Raw genomic sequence first — 22,693 nt, 5'->3', positions numbered from 1 at the left:
GCGGAGGGCTTTCTCCGGTTATTGCAGGTGCCGCAGTCCCTCACAACAAAAAAGGCGGCCCGAAGGCCGCCTTTCGACAGAGCGACGGAGCCGCTCAGCTTTCCTTGTTCGCGTAGACCGACTTCTTCGTCAGGTAGATCAGGCCGGTGAAGATCACCAGGAAGACCATGACCATGAAGCCGGTACGCTTGCGCTCTTCCAGGTGCGGCTCTGCGGCCCACATCAGGAAGGCGGAGACGTCATGCGCATACTGGTCGACCGTCTGCGGCGAACCGTCGTCATAGGTGACCTGGTCGTCGGAGATCGGCTTTGCCATGGCGAGCGCTGCAGCGTTTGCGAAGTACGGGTTGTAGTGCGTGCCTTCGCCGACTTCGATATGCGCCGGCTTCTCTTCATCGTACCCCGTCAGCAGCGAGTAGATGTAGTCCGGGCCGCCTTCCTGATACTGGGTGAAGATGTCGAAGACGAACTGCGGGAAGCCGCGGGTGATGCCGCGTGCCTTGGCGATCAGCGAGAAGTCCGGCGGAGCGGCGCCGTTGTTCGAAGCGGCAGCCGCCTCGTGGTTGGCGTAGGGCGACGGGAAGTAGTCGGCCGGCACAGCCTTGCGGGTGAACATCTCACCGTCGCTGTTCGGGCCGTCCTGCACTTCGTAGTTCGCTGCAAAAGCCTTCACCTGGGCTTCCGAGTAGCCGAGGCCTTCCAGCGTGCGGAAGGAGACGAGGCTCATCGAATGGCAGGCAGAACAGACTTCGGTATAGACCTTCAGGCCGCGCTGGAGCTGGCCCTTGTCATACTTGCCGAATGGGCCGGCGAAGGACCATTCCTGCTGCTTGGGCTTGTGGATCGGGTAGTGGGGTGTGGCACTGGCGGCGTGTTCCGCTTCGGCACCACCGGCGGACGCCGCCTCTTCCGCCGTGGCGAAGGAGACGCCGAGACCGGCGACGAGTGCGAGCGACAGAATGCCTGCAACAAGCTTTTTCATTGTCATGGTTCCTTTCGTCGCTCGCTATCAGGCCTTGGCCGCCTTGGCGTTCTTCTTTTCCAGAACCGCTTCCGTGATCGAATTCGGAATGCGCTTCGGGGTCTCGATCAGGCCGAGGATCGGCATGAGGACGAGGAAGAAGCCAAAGTAGTAGAGCGTACCGAGCTGCGAGAGGATGACGTAGATGCCTTCCGCCGGCATGGCGCCAAGCCAACCGAGCAGGATGGCATTCGCCACGAAGATCCAGAAGAACAGCTTGTACCACGGGCGGTAGACAGCCGAACGGACCTTGGACGTATCGAGCCAGGGCAGGAAGAACAGCACGATGATCGCGCCGAACATCACGAGGACGCCGCCAAGCTTGGAGTCGATCGGGCCGATGTTGAAGGTGATGGCGCGCAGCATCGCGTAGAACGGCAGGTAATACCATTCCGGAACGATGTGGGGCGGGGTCTTCAGCGGGTCGGCCGGGATATAGTTGTCCGGGTGGCCGAGATAGTTCGGCATGTAGAAGATGAACCAGGCGAAGACGATCAGGAAGACCGAAACGCCAAGGGCGTCCTTCAGCGTCGCATAGGGCGTGAAGGCGACCGTGTCGGTCTTGGACTTCACTTCGACGCCGGTCGGGTTCGTCTGGCCGGTGACGTGCAGCGCCCAGACGTGCAGGACGACGACGCCGGCGATCATGAACGGCAGCAGGTAGTGCAGCGCGAAGAAGCGGTTCAGCGTCGGGTTGTCGACCGCGAAGCCGCCGAGCAGGAACTGCTGGATCCACTCGCCGACCCACGGGAAGGCCGAGAAGAAGCCGGTGATAACGGTCGCGCCCCAGAAGGACATCTGACCCCAGGGCAGAACGTAGCCCATGAAGCCGGTCGCCATCATCAGGAGATAGATGACCACGCCGAGGATCCAGAGGATTTCGCGCGGCGCCTTGTAGGAGCCATAGTAGAGGCCGCGGGCGATGTGGAGATAGACCGCGATGAAGAAGAAGGACGCGCCGTTGGCGTGCATGTAGCGCAGCAGCCAGCCGTGGTTCACGTCGCGCATGATCTTCTCGACCGAGTTGAACGCGACGGAGGTTTCGGCGGCATAGTGCATGGCCAGCACGATACCGGTCAGGATCTGCACGATGAGCATCACCGACAGCATGGCGCCGAAGGTGTAGGCATAGTTCAGGTTGCGCGGAACCGGGTAGGACACGAAGCTGTCATGGATCATGCGCGGCAGAGGCAGGCGCGAATCGACCCATTTTTCGATGCCAGTCGTCGGCTGGTAGGTGGAATGTTCAGCACTCATTATCAGGTGTCCCCTCAACCGATCTTGATGACTGTGTCGGATACGAACGAGAAGGTCGGCACAGCAAGGTTCTCAGGGGCCGGACCCTTACGAATACGACCAGCGGTATCGTAGTGAGAACCATGGCAGGGACAGAACCAGCCGCCGAAATCGCCGGCCTGGCCGAGCGGAATACAGCCGAGGTGGGTACAGACACCAACCATGATGATCCAATTTTCCTTGCCCACGCCCGCCGAGCGGTCGAGGTCCGTCGCCTGGGCGTCGGCAGCAATGTTGGCGTTACGGGCAACAGCGTCCTTGAGGTCGGAAAGCTGAACGGCCTTGGCCTCTTCGACTTCCTTGTCCGTGCGGTTGCGGATGAAGACCGGCTTGCCGCGCCATTTGACGGTCAAGGACATGCCAGGGGTCACGCTGGAGACATCGACATCGATGGCGCCAAGCGCCAGCGTCGACGCATCCGGACGCATCTGGTCGATAAACGGCCAGGCAACCGCAACGCCGCCCACGACGCCAGCCATCCCGGTGGTCAGGTAAAGGAAATCGCGGCGAGTGGGCTCGCCCAGGGATTCGCTTGATGTCTCGTGTTCGCTCACGGCTAAACCATCCTCTCACGCAAAGTCTGCGGAAACCCGCCACGCCCCTTGGAAACCGGTCAAATCCGGACACAATACGGCCATAGATTCCCCGTCAATCCGGCGCGTTCTATGCTTGATCGCAAATTATGTCCAGCCTTGGCAAGGGGAGGTGGGCACATTGTCGCGGGAAAAACGGAGCATCTTGACAAGGCGCAGGCATCGCCTTGAACCTCCAGCGCTTCCCGGCTCAAAAAGCATGTGAAGGACGACGCCCTTCGGCTTTATTGCGCCGCTTCCTCATGGCCGAGAAAACCGCCCGACTGGCGCGACCAGAGATCCGCATAGAGACCACCGCGCGCGACGAGTTCCGCATGGGTCCCCTCCTCCACGATATGGCCGCGATCCATGACGATCAGCCGGTCGAGCGCGGCGATGGTGGAGAGGCGGTGCGCGATGGCGAGCACGGTCTTGCCGCGCATCAGCCGCTCGAGGTTCGACTGGATCGCCGCCTCGACTTCGCTATCGAGCGCCGAGGTCGCCTCGTCGAGCACGAGGATCGGTGCATCCTTCAGCATGACGCGGGCAATGGCGATGCGCTGGCGCTGACCACCTGAAAGCTTGACGCCGCGCTCGCCGACATGGGCATCGTACCCCTTGCGCCCACGCTGGTCTTCCAGCGAGAGGATGAAATCATGCGCCTCGGCCTTTCGCGCCGCCTCGATCATCTCGTCCTCGCTGGCGTCGGGATTGCCGAAGAGGATGTTGTCGCGGATCGAGCGGTGCAAGAGCGCGGTATCCTGGCTGACCATGCCGATATTGGCGCGCAGGCTCTCCTGCGTGACGGTGGCGATATCCTGCCCACCGACGAGAATGCGCCCGCCCTCAAGATCGTAGAAGCGCAATAGAAGATTGACCAGCGTCGACTTGCCGGCACCGGACCGGCCGACGATGCCGACCTTCTCGCCGGGCCGGATCGACAGCGTCAGGTCGTCGATGACGCCGGACTTGCGGCCATAGTGGAAGCGGATGGCCTCGAAGCGGATGTCCGGGCGCGCGACCTTCATTTCCATCGCATCCGACTTGTCGACAAGGCCGATCGGCTGGGAGATGAGATCGGCCGAGTTCTGGATCGTGCCGATATTGCGCATGATGCTGTTGAGCTGCGTCATCAGGCGATTGAGCAGGAAATTCAGCCGCAGCACCAGCGCCATGGTAAAGGCGACGGCCCCGGAACTGGCAACGCCGCCAAGCCAAAGATGGATGGAGAGCACGGCCATGGCGACGATCATCAGGCCGGAGACGAAGGCCATCGAGGCACGCACGCCCGTCAGGAAGCGCGTGAAATCGAGCGTCGTCGTCTGGAAAGTATCGAAACCGCTGCGCATATAGCGGTCGTTCGCCTCGTCGCGGCCGAACAATTTGAGCGTCTGGATGTTGGAATAGGCATCCACCATACGGCCGCTCAGCATCGACGCGGCCTCGGCGGTCTGGCGCGAATGCTCGCGGATGCGCGGCACGAAATAGCGTGCCAGCACGGAAAATACCACGAGCCACACGCCGAGCACGGCGGCAAGCCGCCAGTCGAGCCCGCCGAGCAGCACCAGCGTCGAGGCCGTGTAGATCGTCACGAACCAGACACTTTCCATGAAGGAGGTGATGACGTCGCCGGTCGCCTGCCCCGCCGACCAGACCTTCGTGACGATGCGCCCGGAAAAATCGTTCTGGAAGAAGGACAGCGACTGTCGCGCGACATGCACATAGGACTGCCAGCGCACGAGATTGTAAAAGCCGGGCGTGATGACCTGCTGGTCGACGAGCGCGGTGAGAAAGGTGATCACGAAGCGAAGGAGGCCGATGAGGCCGAGCATCAGCAGAAGCTCCGGCCCGTGCGCGGCCATAAGCCCGCCCCACCCGTCTCCCGGCTTCACCGTCGCCAGGATATCGACCAGCCGCCCGACGAACCAGAAGGTCGCCGCCTCGATGCCCGCGGTCACGCCGCCGAGCACCAGCATCGCCGCAAACGGCGCCCTGGCCTGGCCAACATAGAACCAGATGAAGGCGAGAAGCCCCTGCGGCGGACGAAGATCATCCCGCCGCGCGAAGGGCTGAATCCAGTTCTCGAACCAGGAGAAGAGCGGGCGGAAGATCATGCCATCGATATAGGCGGTTTTTGACGGGCGACAAATTAAAGATTGGAAAGGTGGAAGGGCATCGCGTGCGAAGATTGCTCGCTTGAGGAAGGCACCCCTTCTGCTGGAAAGGGGTGCCTTCTGCCCGACTATTCCGCCGCCGCTTCCGCCTCGGCGTCGTCGGCGATGAAGCCGCCGGACTGGCGGGTCCAGAGGTCGGCATAGATGCCGCCCATGGCGACGAGTTCGGCATGGGTGCCGGTCTCGTGGAGACGGCCCTTGTCGAGCACGATGAGGCGGTCCATCTCCGTCAGCGTCGACAGGCGATGGGCGATCGCGATCACCGTCTTGCCCTGCATGAGAGCGAAGAGGTTTTCCTGGATCGCCGCCTCGACTTCCGAATCGAGCGCCGAGGTCGCCTCGTCCAGCACCAGGATCGGCGCGTCCTTCAGGAAGACGCGGGCGATCGCGATACGCTGGCGCTGGCCGCCGGAGAGCTTGACACCGCGCTCGCCGACCTGGGCATCGAGGCCCGTGCGCCCCTGCTGGTCGGTGAGACCTTCGATGAAGTCCCAGGCATTGGCGCGCTTGGCTGCCTCGATGATCTCGGCGTCGTCAGCGTCCGGCTTGCCGTAGGCGATGTTGTCACGGATCGAGCGGTGCAACAGGGAGGTGTCCTGCGTGACCACGCCGATCTGCGAACGCAGGCTGTCCTGCGTCACCGTGGCGACATCCTTGCCATCGATGGTGATCCTGCCGGATTCGAGGTCGTAGAACCGCAGCAGCACGTTCATCAGCGTCGTCTTGCCTGCGCCAGAGCGGCCGACAAGGCCGACTTTCTCCCCCGCCCCGATCGACAGCGACAGATCCTCGATCACACCCTTGTTCTTGCCGTAGTGGAAGCGGACATGGTCGAAGTTGATCGCGCCCTTGGCGGCAGGCAAAGCGGGCGCCTGCGGCGCATCCTTGATGTCGTGCGGACGCGTCATCATGCCCATGCCATCATAGACCGTGCCGATGTTCTCGAAGAGCGCGGTCACTTCCCACATCACCCACTGCGACATGCCGTTGATGCGCATGACGAGACCGATGGCGACTGCCACCGCGCCGACGGAGACATCGCCCGTCATCCAGAAGTAGATGCCGATGCCCGCCGTAAAGAACATCGTGACGACATTGTTGATGTCGATCAGGATGTTGAACAGGGTGATCAGCCGCATCTGCTTGTGAACGGTCTGCAGGAACTCGTCCATGCCTTCACGGGCATAGCTCTCCTCCCGCCCGGCATGCGAGAACAGCTTGACCGTCGCGATGTTGGTGTAACTGTCGACGATCCGGCCCGTCATCATCGAACGCGCGTCGGCCTGCTCGCGCGAGATCACCATCAGCTTCGGCACGAAATAGCGCAGGATACTGACATAGGCGACGAACCACACGAGCAGCGGCACGACCAGACGCAGGTCCGCCGCGGCGATGATCGCGATCATCGAGATGAAGTAGCTCACCACGTAGATGAAGACGTCGATGATCTTCATGACGGCTTCACGCACCGCAAGCGCCGTCTGCATCACCTTCGTCGACACGCGGCCGGCAAACTCGTTGGAGAAGAAGGTCATGCTCTGGCGGATCAGGTAGCGATGCATCTGCCAGCGGGCGATCATCGGGAAATTGCCCGCGAGCGCCTGGTGCATGGTCATGGTGTGCAGCGCGCCAAACCCCGGGATGACGACGAGCAGCAGGACCGCCATCCAGACCAGCGTGTCGCCCTCGCGGGCAAGGAACGTCGTCTTGTCACCGGCCGAAAGCCAGTCGACGATACTGCCGAGGAACTGGAACAGCACGACTTCCGCAATGCCGAGCACCATGGAGCAGAAGCCGAGCAGCGCAAGCCACGGCGCAGCCGGGCGCGTATAGTGCCAAAGGAAGGCGAAAAGGCCCTTCGGAGGCAGCGAGGGCGCCTCGGAAGGATAGGGATTCAAACGTCTTTCGAACCAGCCGAACATGGCTTTCTCCGTAATAGAAAGACGGAACCGGCGCGGACGGCGCAAAATGAGCGCGGTCAGGAACGGGGTTCCGGTAGGATTGCCGTGGGGCGACGAAAAGCGTCACACGACGAAGTAAAAAGAAGAAACGAAGGGAATCTTGGTGGCGAAACGCCTACGCGAGAAGAGGCGTGATTCCAGCCGGGAGGCGTGGTCGATACATGGTATCCATAGTGGTCCTCCCTTTTCTCGCGTTGAAGATGGCTCTGGTTAACCCGAAACGCCGCAATTTGCCAGCCACTTTGTCGCAATTTCGTCTTTCCGGCCAATTCTGTTGCCGTGTCGCCACATCCGGGCGCCCCCTCTGCCGCTTTTCGCCGCGAGGCGGGATGGCACGCCCTTCTTGTCTTTTCGCAATTTTGAAGACAAACCGCTTCGCACCCCGGCCGGAATTGCTGTAGGCGAAACCGCATGTCTACACTCCGCATCGCCCTTTACCAGCCCGACATTGCCGGCAATACCGGCACGATCCTGCGGTTCGCCGCCTGCCTTGGCCTTTCGGTCGACCTCATCGAGCCGGCCGGCTTCGATATTTCCGACCGCAGCCTCAAGCGTGCGGGCATGGACTATCTTGCCGCCGTGACGCTGACACGACATGTCAACTGGGAGCGATACGAGGCGTGGCGGGCAGAGAGCGGCCGCCGCCTGGTGCTCGCCTCCACCAAGGCCGCCGGGCGCTATACGGACTTCGCCTACCAGCCGACGGACATCCTGCTGTTCGGCCGCGAAAGCGCCGGCGTTCCCGATCACGTCCATGACAGGGCGGATGGACGCGTGCTCATTCCCATGGTCGAGGGGCAACGCTCCATCAATGTCGCGCTCTCGGCCGCAATGATCTGTGGCGAGGCGCTGCGCCAGACGGGCTTCGCCTGACCGAACGTACCCCCTTTCCAGGGGTCTCCAAAACGCCTTAGCCATCGCCCGGCCACACCCAGCGCAGGGCGAAGGCCACGATGCCGAAGACCAGCACGACGGCACCGACAAGGGCATAGGCGCCAGCGTAACCCGATGCGGCAATCAGCGGCTGCGAGACGATGGGTGACAGGAACTGGCCGGCAAAGATGCTGGAAACCAGGAGACCGGAGACGCGGCCGCGGCGGGCCGGAGGGGCAAGCAGCATCGCCGCGGCCGCGAAGTTCGGCATGATCGTGCCCATGCAGACACCGGAGACGGCCATGGCGACGAGCACGCTGACATAACTTTCCGCCGTCGAGAGCAGGAGGAAGGAAAGACCGGCCGAAACGAAGCCGAGGCCGAAGACGCCCATGATGCCGAGCTGGCGCCGGAGGGGCGCGAAGGCGAGCGCGCTCACCACGCCGACGAGCTGCCCCGCGCCGATCGCCGCACCGGCAAGGCTCGGTGCGGCAAAGCCGAGCGATTCGAGGTAGAAGGGTAGCTGCGTCGGGACCATGTAGAAGGCGATCATGTTGACGGCCGCTGCCAGGAACAAAAGGGCGAGCAGCGCTATCGCCCGCCCGTCGAGCCGGCCCTCCCCCACCGCGGCACCCGCCGGCCGTGCACGTCGCGGCTCCGGCAGGAAGGCAAGCGCCGCCGGCACCAGCAGGATCGCCACCGTGTAGATCAGAAACGGCCCGCGCCAGTGGACCTCCGCAAGGAACCCGCCGCCCGTCAGGAAAATCGTGCCACCGACACCGACAAAGGCCTGTTGCAGGCCCATATAGCGATCGCGCGCCGCCCCCTGAAAGAAATCGCCGACCAGCGCCGTCGTCGCCGTCATGATGCCGCCGACGGCGATACCCAGCACGGCGCGTCCGGCGAGGAGCCCCGGCAGCGTATCGAGGAAAAGCCCGGAGGCGCCGGCACCGGCAAACAGCGCAAGCGAGGCGACGAGCAGCGGCTTGCGACCGAAACGATCCACCAGGAAGCCGGCCGCCGGAGAGAAGAGCGCGATGAACACGGCCGGCAACGTCAGCACCAGCCTGCTGAGCAGCGCGACATTCTCCACATCGGCAAACCGCGCCGCGATGCCCGGCAGCGACGCGGAAATCGTCGCGCCGGACATGATGGTGAGCGTGCTGATGAAGAGCAGCGTCGCATTGCGCCGGGTCTCGGCGGGGGACCGCGCGACCTCCGCTGCCGCATAGTGTTCTGGCTTCATGCGGCCACCTCGTCGTAGCGGGTTGCGATGCGTGCCGCCTTCAGCGCGTTGGCCCACCAGATCAGGCGTTTCATCAGGACGGCGAGCTGGCCGTTGAGCTGGCCGGGGCGGAAGGGATTGCCGACCGGGTCGAACTGCGTCCAGGCATGGGCAAGGCTTACCGTCTCGCGGATCGCCACCGCATGCAGCTCGGCAAAGACCAGCCGAAGCTGCTCGACGGCGCGCAGGCCGCCGGAGACGCCGCCATAAGAGACGAAGGCGATCGGCTTGGCATGCCAGGGGCGGAAGCAGCTGTCGATGATCGCCTTCAGCGCGGCCGGGTAGGCGTGGTTGTATTCCGGCGTGACGATCAGGAAAGCGTCCGCCCGCGAGATACGGCTTTCGACCAGCTGGGCCGATGCCTCGTCGAGACCGCCCGGCGTGAAGGTCAGCTCCACCGGATCGATACGGATGATGTCGTGATAGCCAAGCGCGGAGAGTTCAGGCTCCAGCCATCCCGCGATCGTATCGGCAAAGCGCCCTTCGCGGCCGCTGCCATAGATGAGGGCGATGGTCAGTCTTTCAGTCATGCGTCGGCTCCGTCTTGGAAAAGTTAGGAGCCGCTGGTATAAAACCTCAACTTAAGTTGAGGTCAACAGCGATGACGGAAAAATGTCCGAAGAGCGGAATGCCCCGGGAACTCAGCGTCGGCGAGGTCGCCGAGCGCAGCGGGATCGCAGTGTCCACCCTGCATTTTTATGAGGCAAAGGGGCTGATCCACAGCCAGCGCAACCGTGGCAACCAGCGGCGCTATCCACGCGGCATCCTGCGCCGCGTGGCGGTGATCAAGGTGGCGCAGCGCACCGGCATTCCGCTTTCGGAGATTGCTGAGGCCCTGTCGGTGCTGCCGCACGACCGGCCATTGACGGGTCTCGACTGGCGCAGGCTTTCGGAAAACTGGCGTGGCCAACTCGACGAGCGCATCGCCCGCCTCACCAAGCTGCGCAACCAGCTGGACGGCTGCATCGGCTGTGGTTGCCTGTCATTGCAGGAATGCCCGTTGCGCAACCCGCTGGACGAACTGGCGGCCGAAGGCCCGGGCCCGAGACTGCTCGAGCCCTGATCTTCAGCGGGACACAACCGCATTTGTGGTGTCGGATTAATCCAGCCGCGTGGCGAGCAGCTTGTCGACGCGGCGACCATCCATGTCGACGACCTCGAAACGCCAGCCTTGGGTTTCCGTGATCTCGCCGGTCTTCGGCAGCTTCTGCAGCGATTCGATGACGAGGCCGGCCGCGGTCTGGTAGCTGCGGCGGGCCGGCAGCTGCAGGCCGAGACGGTCGGCCATCTCGTCGATCGGCATGGAGCCGGAGATCAGCCAGGAGCCATCCTCGCGCTGCACCGCATAATCGTCGTCGCCTTCCTCGATATCGGCGCGGAACACGCCGGCAATCGCCTCCAGCACGTCGGCAGGCGTGATGATGCCTTCGAAGTGGCCGTATTCGTCATGGATGAGCAGGATCGGCACTTCGGAATTGCGCAGCGTTTCGAGCACACGCATGGCATCCATCGTATCGGGCACGATCGGCGCGGGGCGCACGAAGCTGCGGATGTCGAGCGGCTGGCCGTTCAACAGGGCCGAAAGCAACTCACGCTTCTGCACGATGCCGACGATCGTCTCCGGCCCGCCATCGGCGACCGGCAGGCGGGAATGCGGGCTGTCGGTCAGGGTCTTGTGGATCTCCTCCACCGTGTCGCCGAGATCGATCCAGTCGACATCGTTGCGCGGGGTCATGAGACCGCGCGCCTCACGGTCGGAGAAGCGCATGACGCCAGCGATCATCAGCTTTTCGCCGCCCTCGATGACACCGGCAGCTTCCGCCTCGGCGACGATGGTCTTGATTTCCTCGTCGGTGACGATGCTTTCGGCGACCTGATGCTGGCCAAGCAGACGGAAGATCAACCGCGTCGAGGCATCGAGGATCCAGACCGCCGGGGCACCGATCTTCGAGAGCAGCGACATGGCGGGCGCGACGAGCGCGGCAAAACGCTCCGGGTTCTTCAATGCGATCTGCTTGGGCACCAGTTCGCCGACCACCACCGACAGATAGGTGATGATGAAGATGACGATACCGTAGCCGAGCGGATCGGCCAGCCAGTCCGGCACGCCCTCGGCATAGAGGATGTCACGCAGGCGTCCGCCGAGCGCGGCACCCGAGAAGGCACCGGCGAGAATGCCGATGAGGGTGATGCCGATCTGGACGGTGGAGAGGAATTTTCCGGGGTGGTCCGCCAGCTTCAGCGCTGCCGCAGCGCCACGCGAGCCCTGCGCAGCCATGGTCTTCAGGCGCGGCTTTCGGGCAGAAACGATGGAAAGTTCGGAAAGGGCAAAGACCCCATTGAAGAGGATAAGGAAGACAGCAATCGCGAGTTCGAACAAGGACTGTGAGCCGTGCTTCTGAACCGCAACGGCGCCTTTCTGTTGATGACGATGGCCGCAAGATAGGGGCGCGGCGGGTCGCCGTCAATCGAACTTGCCGATCACGGTCGTGTCAGGTGGGGATCACGAGCATTTCGAGGAGGATGTCACGCAGCCGTCCGACCGGCGCGGGCGGCTGTGCTTCGGCCGTGTGCAGCATCAGGTCGATACTGCCGAGCAACGGTAGCCCCGCCTGTTGTGGGTCGAGCACACGCAGATGGGACGGCATGCCCGTGGTCGTGCGGATTGTCACGCCGAGCCCGGCCGTCACCGCCGCCCAGAGCCCCGCAAGCCCGGGGCTGGAAAAGACCTGGCGCCATTCCCGTCCGGTCGCAGAAAGCGCCTCGACGGCGGCCGCCCGGAACGTACAGGGTGGATCGAACGCAATGAGCGGCACCGGCGCGCCGGCGGAGATGTCATGGTCGACGGCCGCGATCCAGACGACCGGGTGGGTGGCGATGTGCCGGCAATGGGCGCTCTTCTGGCCGCCCCAGGTGACGGCCATGTCGAGATCGCCGCGCTCGACCGCCGCCACCAGCTTGGCCCCGCGATCGACCCGCGCTTCGACGCGCAGCTTCGGGTGCGCCCGCGAAAAGCGGCCGAGCACCGGCGGCAGCGAGGTCTCCGCAAAGTCCTGCGGGATACCGAGCCGCAGCCAGCCGTCGAGCGCCCGGCTGGAGCCCAGCATCATCATCGCCTCGTCGTTCAGGTCGAGAATGCGCACCGCATAGTCGTGCAAGGCTTCGCCGGCATCGGTGAGTACGAGGCCCCGGCCCTGCTTGACGAAAAGCGTCTGACCGCTGAGTTCAGACAGTTTCTTCAGTTGCAGGCTGACGGCCGGCGGCGTCCGCCCCAGCGCCTCCGCGGCTTTCGCAAAGCTGCCGAGGCGCACGCCCGTAACAAACGTGCGCAGCACGTCCATGTCGAAGTTGCGCGGAGAGACCATTTAGTTTTCCAAAACCATATAAGCAATACTTCTCAATTTTAAAAACAATAGTCGCGCAATAGGCTCCTTCCGTCAACACGAGACAGGAGACGACCATGCCCTTCCTCCACATCCGCCTCGCCGGCAAGAACCTGACGGACGGCGAGCGCCTGCACCTTCAGGACGAGGCGACCCGCCTTGCCGTCACGCTGCTCGGCAAGCGCGCCGAAGCGACCGCCGTCCTCGTCGAGGGAACGCCGATCGCCAACTGGACCATCGGCGCGCGACGGCAGAAGGTGGCCGGCCATTTCGAAATCCTGATCAGCGAGGGCACCAACACGGCAGAGGAAAAGGCCCGCTTCATCGCCGCCGCCTATGCCCTGCTTGCGGAGACGCTGGGCGCACACCTCGATCCCGTGACCTATGTGGTCATCCGCGATATCGCGATGGACAGCTGGGGTTACGGTGGCCGGACACAGGAAAGCCGGCGCGTCGCCCTTGCGGCGTGACGCATCAATCGGCGCTCGGCAGGCGGCGCATCGTGAATTCGATGCGGTCGCCCTCCATGGCGCGCCAGCTTTCGACCTCGGTCCAGTAGGCGGCCTTCGGCCAGAGGTCGAACCATTCACGCGCCTTCTCCCGCGCCGCCTGCCGGTCGAGGCAGAAGGTCTCGCGGACGAAATGGCCTTCGCGGGCGGGTTTTTCGCGACGGCGACGCTCGATATGGCGCCGGAGCCCTTCAAGCGGGGGCGGACCGGGAACACGCGCCATGCAGATTTCCTCCTGGCAGCACATTCAACGGAGGAAAGATAAGCCGCCCCCGCGCGTTTTGCGAGTCCCGTCGTCCCCAGCCGATGCCCCGCCCGCGGTTGCCAAATGGCGCAAAGTTTTGGACTGTGGCGAAAATACGATTCGGCGGGCTGCCCGCCAGCGGGAAGCACCATGGAACGACCAGACCTGCCGAAAGGCCTGCCCGAGGACATCGAAGAGAAGAAGACCGCCGCGCAGGCCTGGTTCGGGCAGCTGCGCGACGCGATCTGCGCCAGCTTCGAGGCGCTTGAGGACGACCTGCAAGGGCCGCTCTCCGACATGCAGCCCGGCCGTTTCGTCGCCAAGGACTGGCTGCGCGAGGGCGGCGCAGGTGGCGGCGGACGCATGTCGATGATGGAAGGCCGCGTCTTCGAGAAGGTCGGCGTGCACACCTCGACCGTCTATGGCGAATTCTCGCCGGAGTTCCGCGGCCAGATTCCCGGCGCGAGCGAGGACCCGCGTTTCTGGGCCTCCGGCATCTCGCTCATCGCCCATCCGGTGAACCCCAACGTACCCGCCGTGCACATGAACACGCGTATGGTCGTCACCACCAGCCGCTGGTTCGGCGGGGGTGCGGACCTGACGCCGGTGCTCGACCGCCGCCGCATGATGGACGATCCGGACACCACGCTCTTCCACAAGGCGATGGAGATCACCTGCAACCGCCATCCCGTCGCCGATCACCAGAAATTCAAAGCCTGGTGCGACGACTACTTCTTCCTGAAGCACCGCAATGAACCGCGCGGCACCGGCGGCATTTTTTACGACTGGCTGCATTCGTCGGAAGAGCTTGGCGGCTGGGATGCCGATTTTGCCTTCACCCAGGATGTCGGGCGCGCCTTCGCCATGGTCTATCCGAAGATCGTGCGGTCGAACTTCAACAAGGGCTGGACGGAAGAAGACCGCGACGAACAGCTCGTGCGGCGCGGCCGCTATGTCGAGTTCAACCTGCTCTACGACCGCGGCACGATCTTCGGCCTCAAGACGGGCGGCAATGTCGAGTCGATCCTCTCCTCGCTTCCCCCGGTGGTGCGCTGGCCCTGAAGGCCGGCCCTCCCTGCCTTGTGATTACAGACCTACGCCTTCCGTGGTATAATGCCTGCTGCATGAGTCCATGGAGGAAGCAGTCATGAAGATTGCAGCACAAGAGGCAATGCAGACGGGTTCCGACCCGAAATCTCCCGAATTTCTCGATCGTTTCGCCGAAACCATACGTGCCGAGAGCGGGCTGGACCTGCCGCACGCCTATTTCGTCGAAGAAGCCCGGCTGCGGCTTGCCAGCGGCGTGGTGCATCATCTCGTCGATCACCACACCACCCCGGCGCAATTCCAGTCGTCCTGCTGCTTCGACGCCTGGGCGAAGGACGACGCGGCCTGACAACAGCCGGCTGGAAATGCAGCAACGAAATCGCGCCCGGGGCGGAACCTCGGGCGGCTTTTGCCGTTTGATGGGACGGCTTCCTGATGCCGCAGGCCCGGCTGCAATTTGGCTGATCGGGCCTCATCTGCTACACTGGTTCCGCTGAAACGACAGGAGATAGGTCATGAGACTTTTTGAATGCGGTTCACTCGTCCCCGGATGCGACTGGCATACGCGGGCCAATGACGACGCCGAAGTCGTCCGCCGTGCGGTCGAGCATATGCGCACCGCCCATGGCGAGGCGATCATCCGGGAAAGCATGGTCGATCACATCAAGGAACGCATCGTCGACGAGAAGGCGGCCGACGCCGCCTGACAGGCATTTCCGATAAATTCACACCGCCTGCTCACCTTCTCCCCGCCGGGGAGAAGGTCAAATAGCCTATGGCGCGAAATGAACCGTTTGCGGTAGCACCCGGAAAATCAAAAGCCTGACGTCAGACGCGAACCTCAAGGATCGTGATGCGCTCAGGGCGTGGAAGGTTCCCCCTCCTCCTTTGCCATCGCCGCCAGACGGGCAAGCAGCTTTGCGCGGCCGTCATGGAAGTTGCCCGCCACCCATGCCTCTTCGATCGCCCCCAGAACCGCACCGACCTTCGGGCCGGCGGGAATACCTGCGGCAAGCACGTCCGCGCCGTTCAGCGGGAAGGTCGGCCGGTGCCATTTCTCGGCCCGGGCAAGAAGCCGCTGGCAAAGGCCGGCAAAGGCGAGCGCCTCCGGGTCACCAAGGCCCCGCGCCCGGGCGGACGCCAGTGCCAGCTTCAGCCGCATCGTCAGCCCCTGCACACCGCTGCGATAAAGCAGCCGCTCGAATGCCGTCTCGGCAAGTTTCGGCGCGATTTCCGGCGCGGCCGCCCAATGGTCGAGAACGGACGCCTCCGCCTTGGAAAGGCGCAGGCGCTCGGCGAGTGCTTTCAGCCGGTCGCGATCCGCCGGCACCATGGCGGCAAGGCGCAGCATCGGGTCGGGCTTCCAGCCGAACGCCTTTTCGGCATGGATCAGGCCGGGGATCGCATCGATGCCCCACTTTTCCGTCTCAGGCAGGATTTCGGTGAGCACGCCCGCCTGCCGCATCCACAGCAGCGCGCGGCCGGGATCGGGCGCTACGAGCAATTTCTTCGTCTCGGACCAGACGCGCTCGGCTGAAAGTTTTCCAAGGCTGCCCTTCGCCCGTGCGCAGGCCTTCAGCCCGTCCGCATCGGGCCGGCCGCTGCCGTAGAGCGCAAAGAAGCGGAAAAAGCGCAGGATGCGCAGGTGATCCTCCGCGATGCGCGTTCCCGCATCGCCGATGAAACGCACGGTGCGGCTTTCGATATCCGGCAGGCCGCCCACGAGATCGATGACCGCACCGCCGGCATCGGCGTAGAGCGCATTGATCGTCAGGTCGCGCCGTTCGGCGTCCGCCCGCCAGTCCGTGCCGAAGGCGACTTCGGCGTGGCGGCCGTCGGTGGAAATGTCGCGGCGCAACGTCGTCACCTCGAAGGGTTTGCCCTCGATGACGAGCGTCACCGTGCCATGCTCGATGCCCGTCGGCACCGCCTTGATGCCGGCTTCCTTCGCTCGCTCGACAACCACCTCGGGCCGCAGCGTCGTCGCGATATCGACATCGGCGACCGGCAGGCCCATCAGGCTGTTGCGCACGGCCCCGCCGGCGACGCGCGCCTCCCCGCCGTCACTGTTCAAGAGCGCCAGCACGCGAACGAGCGCCGGATCGGCAAACCACGCCTCGCCCGAAACAGACGTCATGCATAAAGCCTTTCATAGATCACCCGCACGATGCCGGCGGTGATGCCCCAGATATTATGCCCCTCATAGGGCATGCGATAATAATGCCGCTCGCCGCCGAGCCAGACGCCGCTGCCCCGTTCGTGGTTGCGCGGGTCCATCAGGAAGGAGAGCGGTACGTCGAAAACCGTCTCGACTTCCGCCGGATTGGGCGTGAGCTCGAAACCCGGCTGCACCACAGCAAGGACCGGCGTGATGGAAAAGCCCGATAGCGCCTTGTATTGCGGCAGCCGCCCAACGGGCTCGACGAAGCGGCGGTCGAGGCTGATCTCCTCCTCCGCCTCGCGCATCGCCGCCGTCTCGACATCGGTGTCCTCGTCATCGACCGCGCCGCCCGGAAAGGCGACCTGGCCGGAATGTTTGCGCATCGTCGCGGTGCGCTGCGTGAAGATGACGCGCGCCTCCTCGCCATCATCGACGACGGGGATCAGCACCGCGGCATCGCGCAGCTTCATGCCTTCGATATGGGGGATGACGCCGGGGTTCAGCAGGCTGTCGCCATGTTCGCGCCAGCTCTCCTCGCCGAGCGTCAGCGTCTGTTCCATCGCCCGGCGGCGAAATTCCGCGGCACTAAAAGGGGGAAAGCTCATCGCGACAGCGCGTCCAGCTCTGCCGCCGGCATGACGGGAAAAACCTTGCCGCCCGAGCGCACCGCAAACATTTTTACACCGTCGATCTCAATCGTCTCGCCGAGGCCGACCAGCTCGTACATCATCGCCCGCGAGACCAGCGCCTCCAGCCGCCCGCGCACGAGGAGATACGGCTTCAGCTCGCTGTTCTCACCCTCGATGACGAAACGCAGCGGGTGCTCCCGCCCGGCCTCGACGACATCGCCGACATTGGTGCGGAAAGTGAGTTTTTGCCCCTCGCCCTCGCCCGACGCATTCATTTCAACCGCCAGGAACGGCGCATCCACGACGCGGATGCCGACCTTCTCGACCGGCGTCACCAGATAGACCTTACCGTCCTCGTCCTTGCGCAGCACGGTCGAGAAAAGCCGCACCAGCGGCGCGCGGCCGATCGGCGTTCCCAGATAGAACCAGGTACCGTCGGCGCGGATCTCCATATCGATATCGCCGCAGAACGGCGGGTTCCAGCGCTCGACCGGCGGCAGGCCGCGCCCGCCGGTTTCAGCGCCCGCGCGGGAAATCAGCGCGGCCAGTCCCGCCGCATCGCCGCTTTCGCGAATTTCGCCCGTTGCCATTGTTCCGTCCCGGTTGAACCCTATCTCCGCGAGAGGCCCTTCCTCCCCAGAGGAAAGGGTGGATACACTCACGAGATAGTCATTTCGTGGCCGCTTGTCAGCCACGGGTGAGCTAATAAGCTTTCTATGTATGAAGCGAACGCGGCAAGACCACGATTCGCCTCAAAATTTGAGATCGGTAGCGGAGACGACCATGGGCGTTCAGAATTCCCCCGAGGCAGGCCTGGACGAAAAAGCGGTGATCGCCGCCGCGGAACGGGCGCTCTCCGACATCGCCGCCATCAAGCAGGAGGTCGGCAAGGTCATCTTCGGTCAGGAAAGCGTGGTCGAACAGACCATGCTCGCCGTACTGTCAGGCGGCCACGCCCTGCTCGTCGGCGTACCGGGCCTTGCCAAGACCAAGCTGGTCGCAACGCTCGGCACCGTGCTCGGCCTCTCCTCCAGCCGCATCCAGTTCACGCCCGACCTGATGCCCTCCGATATCCTCGGCTCCGAAGTGATGGATCAGGACGAGAACGGCAAGCGCTCCTTCCGCTTCGTGCCCGGCCCGATCTTCACCCAGCTCCTGATGGCCGACGAGATCAACCGTGCCTCGCCGCGCACCCAGTCCGCCCTGCTCCAGGCGATGCAGGAATACCATGTGACGGTCGCCGGCCGGGCGAACGACCTGCCAAAACCCTTCCATGTGCTGGCGACGCAGAACCCGCTGGAGCAGGAAGGCACCTATCCGCTGCCCGAAGCCCAGCTCGACCGCTTCCTCTTGCAGGTCGACGTGCACTATCCGGAACTCGCCGCCGAACGGCAGATCCTGCTCGAAACGACCGGCGTGCACGAGGCACAGGCGAGCGCCGCCATCGCCGCCGATCGCCTCATCGAGATCCAGACCCTCATCCGCCAGATGCCGGTGAGCGAGAAGGTGCTCGACGCGATCCTCTCGCTGGTGCGCTCCGCCCGCCCCGGCAACGGCGTCGCCTCGACAGACAAACACGTCGCCTGGGGCCCGGGCCCGCGCGCCGGCCAGGCGATGATGCTCTGCGCCCGCGCTCGCGCGCTCTACGAAGGCCGCCTCGCGCCCTCCGTTGACGACGTGCTGGCGCTCGCCGAACCGATCCTCCAGCACCGCATGGCGCTGACCTTCGGCGCCCGCGCGGAAGGCATGTCGGTGCGGGACGTCATCGCGGGCCTCGTCCGGCAGGCCGGCGGCTGAGCGGGGAGAGCGCATGGCGTCCGTCGGCCAGATCGTCGAGCCAACACCGACCCGCGAGGTGCTTTCGCGGGCGCAGGCGCGCGCTGCCCTCATCCCCGATTGCATGGTGGAAGCCCAGCGCCTTGCCAACACCGTGATCGCCGGCTGGCACGGCCGCCGCAAGCGCGGCATCGGTGAAAATTTCTGGCAGTTCCGCCCCTATGTCGACGGCGAGAGCCTTGCCCGCATCGACTGGCGGCGCTCGGCCCGCGACGACCACACCTATGTGCGCGACCGCGAATGGGAGGCCGCCCACACCGTCTGGATCTGGGCCGACCTTTCGCCGTCTATGATGTACAAATCCACCTTCGGCAGCGTCTCGAAGGAGAGCCGCGCGCTGGTCCTCATGCTGGCGCTCGCCGAAATCCTCGCGCGCTCCGGCGAGCGCATCGGCTGCCCCGGCGTGATGGAGCCGATCGCCGCGCGCAACGCCGCCGAACGCCTCGCCACCGCCCTGATGCACAACGCCTCCGTCAGCGGCCTGCCGGACACGGGCATGATCCGCGGCAACAGCGATATCGTGCTGATCGGCGATTTTCTGGATCCCGTCGAGGACGTCATGGAGCGCCTCGGCCCGCTTGCGCGCCGGGGCCTTAGAGGCCATGTGGTCGAAATCGCCGACCCCGCGGAAGAAACCTTCCCCTATGTCGGCCGCACCGAATTTACCGATCCCGAAAGCGGCCAAAAACTTACCGCCGGCCGCGCCGAGACGCTGAAGGAAGACTACGCCCGCGCCTATAGCGCGCGCCGCGACACGCTCGCCGACAATCTGCGCCATCTCGGCTGGAGTTTCGTGCCCCACCGCACCGACCGGCTCGCGTCGGAGGCGCTGGTCGCCGTGCACATGTATCTCTCCGGCATGCCGGCCATGAAGACGGAGGGCCGCGGCCGATGAGCGCCTTCGCCTTCGCATTCCCCGCCGTGCTGACGACGCTGGTGCTGCTGCCGGTTATCTGGTGGCTGCTGCGTCTGACCCCGCCAAAACCGCTCACCGAGGTCTTCCCGCCCTTTGCCATCCTCGCCTCGATCACGAAGCGCGAGGAGACGCCGGCGCAAAGCCCCTGGTGGCTGACGCTGCTGCGCATGCTCATGGCCGCCGCGATCATTTTTGCGATCGCCGATCCGGTCTTCAACCCGCGCACCAACACGCTCGCGTCGAGCGGCCCCCTCGCCCTCGTCGTCGACAATAGCTGGGCCAGCGCCACCGACTGGCAACAGCGCATCGACACGGCATCGACGCTGATCGACGATGCCGAAAGCCGCGACGTCCCGATCTCGCTGGTGCTGACCGCCGACCGACAGCACGACGCCGTGCCCGTCGATGCCGCGACCGCACGCACCCGTCTTGCCGCGGCGGAAGTCCGCCCGCTGCCGGCCGACCGCGCCGGTGCCGTCGCGTCGCTCCGCACCGCGCTCGACGGCACCGCGCCGGGCACCATCGCCTTCCTCAGCGACGGCATGGCGGGCGGCGAGACCGACGAGACGGTCTCCGCGCTGCAAGCTCTCTCGCCCGCCGACTTCCGCCTGATCGCCGGGGACGGATCGCCGGCGGTCGCCATCACGGCGGCGAACAACGGTTCGGATGCGCTCTCGGTGACCCTCACCCGCCTCGACGGCGGCGCAGCGCGCAGCCTGCCGCTGACGGCGCACGACTCCCGCGGCCGGCCGATCGCGACCGGAACCGCCGATTTCGCCGCCGGCAGCACGACGACGACGGGCACGATTACCGCCCCCTTCGAACTGCGCAACGATTTTGCCCGCATCGCCATCGACGGGCTGGCAAACGCCGGCGGCACCTATCTTCTCGACGACGGTTTCCGCCGCCGCCGCGTCGCCTTCCTCTCCGGCGAGGTGGTCGATGCCAGCCAGCCGCTGCTCTCGCCGCTGCACTATATCAACCGCGCGCTCGCGCCCTATGCCGACCTGATCGAGCCGAGCGTCGCCGACCTCTCGGTCGCCATTCCCGAGCTTCTGGAGCAACACCCCTCCGTGCTGATCATGGCCGATATCGGCCGCCTGCCGGAGGATGTGCAGGGCGCGGTGCAGCGCTGGATCGAGGCCGGCGGCATGCTCATCCGCTTCGCCGGCCCGCGCCTCGCCGCCGCCCCCGCGGACGATCCTCTGGTGCCGGTCATGCTGCGCAAGGGCGAACGGGCACTGGGCGGCGCGCTGTCGTGGTCCGAGCCGCAACCGCTGTCCGCCTATCCGCAAAACAGCCCGTTCTTCGGCATGCGCGCACCGGAAGGCATCCTCATCAAGCGCCAGGTGCTCGCCGAACCGACGCCCGACCTTGCCGAGCGTACCTGGGCAAACCTTGCCGACGGCACGCCGCTGGTGACGACCGGCCCGCTCGGCTCCGGCCGCATCGTGCTCTTCCACATCAGCGCGGAAACCGGCTGGTCCAACCTGCCGCTGTCAGGCGATTTCGTCGAAATGCTCCGCCGCACCGTGCAGCTTTCGCGCGGCGGCGGCGTTTCGACCGGCGATGCCGCAGAGACGCAGGGCCTGCCGCCCTACCGGCTGATGACCGCGAACGGCACGCTTGCCGCCGCGACCGGCGAAGCAAAGCCGCTCGCCACGGGCAATGCCACGAAGGCGATCGCAAGCTTCGACAACCCGCCCGGCCTTTACGGCACGGAGGACGGCTATGTCGCCCACAACCTCTTCCCGCCCGGCCACGAGATCCGCCCGCTCGCCATCGCTGACGGCGCGAGCGTCACGCGCGAGCCGCTTGCCGGCAAGGAGACCTGGTCGCTGAAACCGCATCTCTTCACCCTCGCCGCCCTCCTGCTGCTTGCCGATTGCGCCATCGTGCTCTTCATGGGCGGCGCCTTCGCTGCCGCCACCCGCAGCGTGCCGAAACGCGGCGCGACCGCCGCCGTGCTTCTGGCACTCGTCGCCGGCGCGCTGATCGTCGCGCCGTCGGAAAGCCGCGCGGCCGACAACAAACCGGGCGACGAGACGATCATGTCGCGGCTCGACACGACGCATATCGCCTATGTCGTCACCGGCGAGGGCGAAGTGGACCGCATCTCCGAACGCGGCCTTGCCGGCCTCACGGAATTCCTCACCTACCGCACCACGCTGGAGCCCGGCGAACCTGTCGGCGTCGATATTTCCAGGGACGAGCTGTCGCTTTACCCGATCATCTACTGGCCGGTGAGCGCCAGCGCAGAAATGCCCTCCAGCGCCGCGATCAGCCGCATCGACGCCTATATGCGCAATGGCGGTACGGTTCTGTTCGACACCCGCGATCAATATGTCTCGCTCGACGGCAACTCCACGAGCCCGAACACCGAACGCCTTCAGGCGATCCTCGCCAATCTCGACATTCCCCCGCTCGAACCCGTTCCGGCCGACCACGTCCTGACCAAGGCGTTCTACCTGCTCGCGAACTTCCCCGGCCGCTATGCCGGCAGCCCGCTCTGGATCGAGGCCGAGCTTGACCGCGCAGAGGACCCGAGCCGCCCGGCCCGCGCAGGCGACGGCGTCTCGCCGATCATGATCACCGGCAACGATTTCGCCGGCGCCTGGGCGGTCGATGCCAACGGCATGGCGCTGCTGCCGACCGTGCCGCCGGATGAAATCCAGCGCGACCACGCCTTCCGCGCCGGCGTCAACATCATGATGTACATGCTGACCGGCAACTACAAGGCGGACCAGGTGCACGTTCCCGCCCTCCTCGAACGGCTGGGACAATGA

General features: G+C 64.9%; 22 protein-coding genes. 9 read left to right on the top strand and 13 right to left on the bottom strand.

Annotation, left to right across the window (positions count from 1 at the left end; genetic code table 11):
• Positions 1-94: 94 nt before the first annotated feature.
• The 5 genes from P9A16_RS03250 to P9A16_RS03230 all read right to left on the bottom strand — a co-directional run bounded on the left by P9A16_RS03250 (position 95) and on the right by P9A16_RS03230 (position 6,985).
• Positions 95-982: a cytochrome c1 gene (locus P9A16_RS03250; protein WP_024271240.1), complete on the bottom strand. Its 888-nt coding sequence runs from the start codon at positions 980-982 to the stop codon at positions 95-97.
• Positions 983-1,009: 27 nt separating this feature from the next.
• Positions 1,010-2,278: a cytochrome b gene (locus P9A16_RS03245; protein ID WP_024271239.1), complete on the bottom strand. Its 1,269-nt coding sequence runs from the start codon at positions 2,276-2,278 to the stop codon at positions 1,010-1,012.
• 14 nt (positions 2,279-2,292) lie between these two features.
• A complete protein-coding gene (gene petA, locus P9A16_RS03240) occupies positions 2,293-2,871 on the bottom strand; it encodes a ubiquinol-cytochrome c reductase iron-sulfur subunit (protein WP_023515767.1) in 579 nt (192 codons plus the stop codon).
• A 263-nt stretch (positions 2,872-3,134) separates the two neighbouring features.
• Complete coding sequence (locus P9A16_RS03235; RefSeq protein ID WP_023515768.1) at positions 3,135-5,003, bottom strand: ABC transporter ATP-binding protein; 1,869 nt, start codon at positions 5,001-5,003, stop codon at positions 3,135-3,137.
• Positions 5,004-5,131: 128 nt separating this feature from the next.
• Positions 5,132-6,985, bottom strand: a complete 1,854-nt coding sequence (locus P9A16_RS03230; protein ID WP_024271238.1) for an ABC transporter ATP-binding protein — start codon at positions 6,983-6,985, stop codon at positions 5,132-5,134.
• A 450-nt stretch (positions 6,986-7,435) separates the two neighbouring features.
• On the opposite strand from P9A16_RS03230, the gene P9A16_RS03225 reads away from it, so the two are divergent.
• Complete coding sequence (locus P9A16_RS03225) at positions 7,436-7,897, top strand: tRNA (cytidine(34)-2'-O)-methyltransferase (RefSeq protein ID WP_024271237.1); 462 nt, start codon at positions 7,436-7,438, stop codon at positions 7,895-7,897.
• A 37-nt stretch (positions 7,898-7,934) separates the two neighbouring features.
• Here P9A16_RS03225 and P9A16_RS03220 read toward each other — a convergent pair whose 3' ends face one another.
• Both P9A16_RS03220 and P9A16_RS03215 read right to left on the bottom strand, forming a co-directional pair.
• Positions 7,935-9,143, bottom strand: coding sequence for an MFS transporter (locus P9A16_RS03220; protein ID WP_023516300.1), 1,209 nt, complete (start codon positions 9,141-9,143; stop codon positions 7,935-7,937).
• Complete coding sequence (locus P9A16_RS03215) at positions 9,140-9,712, bottom strand: NADPH-dependent FMN reductase (protein ID WP_023516299.1); 573 nt, start codon at positions 9,710-9,712, stop codon at positions 9,140-9,142. Before P9A16_RS03215 ends, P9A16_RS03220 begins: the two co-directional genes overlap by 4 nt.
• Positions 9,713-9,810: 98 nt before the next feature.
• Here P9A16_RS03215 and soxR point away from each other — a divergent pair, with 98 nt between their 5' ends.
• On the top strand, positions 9,811-10,245 hold the full coding sequence (gene soxR, locus P9A16_RS03210; protein ID WP_272789817.1) for a redox-sensitive transcriptional activator SoxR: 435 nt from the start codon (positions 9,811-9,813) through the stop codon (positions 10,243-10,245).
• Between the two features lie 36 nt (positions 10,246-10,281).
• On the opposite strand, the gene P9A16_RS03205 is transcribed toward soxR, so the two are convergent.
• Both P9A16_RS03205 and P9A16_RS03200 read right to left on the bottom strand, forming a co-directional pair.
• On the bottom strand, positions 10,282-11,562 hold the full coding sequence (locus tag P9A16_RS03205) for a hemolysin family protein (RefSeq protein WP_023516297.1): 1,281 nt from the start codon (positions 11,560-11,562) through the stop codon (positions 10,282-10,284).
• Positions 11,563-11,674: 112 nt separating this feature from the next.
• The gene (locus tag P9A16_RS03200) at positions 11,675-12,547 is read right to left on the bottom strand and encodes a LysR substrate-binding domain-containing protein (RefSeq protein WP_023516296.1); all 873 of its coding nucleotides are present in this window, start codon (positions 12,545-12,547) and stop codon (positions 11,675-11,677) included.
• A gap of 95 nt (positions 12,548-12,642) precedes the next feature.
• On the opposite strand from P9A16_RS03200, the gene P9A16_RS03195 reads away from it, so the two are divergent.
• Positions 12,643-13,035 carry a tautomerase family protein gene (locus tag P9A16_RS03195; RefSeq protein WP_023516295.1) on the top strand — a complete coding sequence of 131 codons (393 nt, stop codon included), beginning with the start codon at positions 12,643-12,645 and terminating at the stop codon, positions 13,033-13,035.
• Between the two features lie 4 nt (positions 13,036-13,039).
• Here P9A16_RS03195 and P9A16_RS03190 read toward each other — a convergent pair whose 3' ends face one another.
• Positions 13,040-13,297, bottom strand: a complete 258-nt coding sequence (locus tag P9A16_RS03190) for a hypothetical protein (protein ID WP_023516294.1) — start codon at positions 13,295-13,297, stop codon at positions 13,040-13,042.
• Between the two features lie 171 nt (positions 13,298-13,468).
• Here P9A16_RS03190 and hemF point away from each other — a divergent pair, with 171 nt between their 5' ends.
• The 3 genes from hemF (at position 13,469) to P9A16_RS03175 (ending at position 15,072) form a co-directional block, all read left to right on the top strand.
• Positions 13,469-14,380 (top strand): oxygen-dependent coproporphyrinogen oxidase, encoded by a 912-nt coding sequence (hemF, locus tag P9A16_RS03185; protein WP_024271236.1) that lies wholly within the window; start codon positions 13,469-13,471, stop codon positions 14,378-14,380.
• Between the two features lie 85 nt (positions 14,381-14,465).
• Positions 14,466-14,714, top strand: a complete 249-nt coding sequence (locus P9A16_RS03180; RefSeq protein ID WP_024271235.1) for a hypothetical protein — start codon at positions 14,466-14,468, stop codon at positions 14,712-14,714.
• 166 nt (positions 14,715-14,880) lie between these two features.
• The gene (locus P9A16_RS03175) at positions 14,881-15,072 is read left to right on the top strand and encodes a DUF1059 domain-containing protein (RefSeq protein WP_023516291.1); all 192 of its coding nucleotides are present in this window, start codon (positions 14,881-14,883) and stop codon (positions 15,070-15,072) included.
• A gap of 152 nt (positions 15,073-15,224) precedes the next feature.
• On the opposite strand, the gene P9A16_RS03170 is transcribed toward P9A16_RS03175, so the two are convergent.
• Genes P9A16_RS03170 through P9A16_RS03160 form a run of 3 tightly spaced genes read right to left on the bottom strand, consistent with a single transcriptional unit; the run spans position 15,225 to position 17,745 of the window.
• On the bottom strand, positions 15,225-16,502 hold the full coding sequence (locus P9A16_RS03170; RefSeq protein WP_023516290.1) for a CCA tRNA nucleotidyltransferase: 1,278 nt from the start codon (positions 16,500-16,502) through the stop codon (positions 15,225-15,227).
• Positions 16,499-17,131: a CoA pyrophosphatase gene (locus P9A16_RS03165; RefSeq protein ID WP_023516289.1), complete on the bottom strand. Its 633-nt coding sequence runs from the start codon at positions 17,129-17,131 to the stop codon at positions 16,499-16,501. The genes P9A16_RS03170 and P9A16_RS03165 overlap by 4 nt, the downstream gene beginning before the upstream one ends.
• On the bottom strand, positions 17,128-17,745 hold the full coding sequence (locus P9A16_RS03160; protein WP_278025531.1) for a DUF1285 domain-containing protein: 618 nt from the start codon (positions 17,743-17,745) through the stop codon (positions 17,128-17,130). The genes P9A16_RS03165 and P9A16_RS03160 overlap by 4 nt, the downstream gene beginning before the upstream one ends.
• 193 nt (positions 17,746-17,938) lie before the next feature.
• On the opposite strand from P9A16_RS03160, the gene P9A16_RS03155 reads away from it, so the two are divergent.
• Genes P9A16_RS03155 through P9A16_RS03145 form a run of 3 tightly spaced genes read left to right on the top strand, consistent with a single transcriptional unit; the run spans position 17,939 to position 22,693 of the window.
• Positions 17,939-18,952: an AAA family ATPase gene (locus P9A16_RS03155; RefSeq protein WP_023516896.1), complete on the top strand. Its 1,014-nt coding sequence runs from the start codon at positions 17,939-17,941 to the stop codon at positions 18,950-18,952.
• Between the two features lie 13 nt (positions 18,953-18,965).
• The gene (locus tag P9A16_RS03150) at positions 18,966-19,886 is read left to right on the top strand and encodes a DUF58 domain-containing protein (RefSeq protein ID WP_023516895.1); all 921 of its coding nucleotides are present in this window, start codon (positions 18,966-18,968) and stop codon (positions 19,884-19,886) included.
• A complete protein-coding gene (locus P9A16_RS03145) occupies positions 19,883-22,693 on the top strand; it encodes a DUF4159 domain-containing protein (RefSeq protein WP_278025530.1) in 2,811 nt (936 codons plus the stop codon). The genes P9A16_RS03150 and P9A16_RS03145 overlap by 4 nt, the downstream gene beginning before the upstream one ends.

Source organism: Shinella sp. 838 (assembly GCF_029623935.1).
Lineage (GTDB): Bacteria > Pseudomonadota > Alphaproteobacteria > Rhizobiales > Rhizobiaceae > Shinella.
This window is presented reverse-complemented; position numbering and strand designations above follow the sequence as displayed.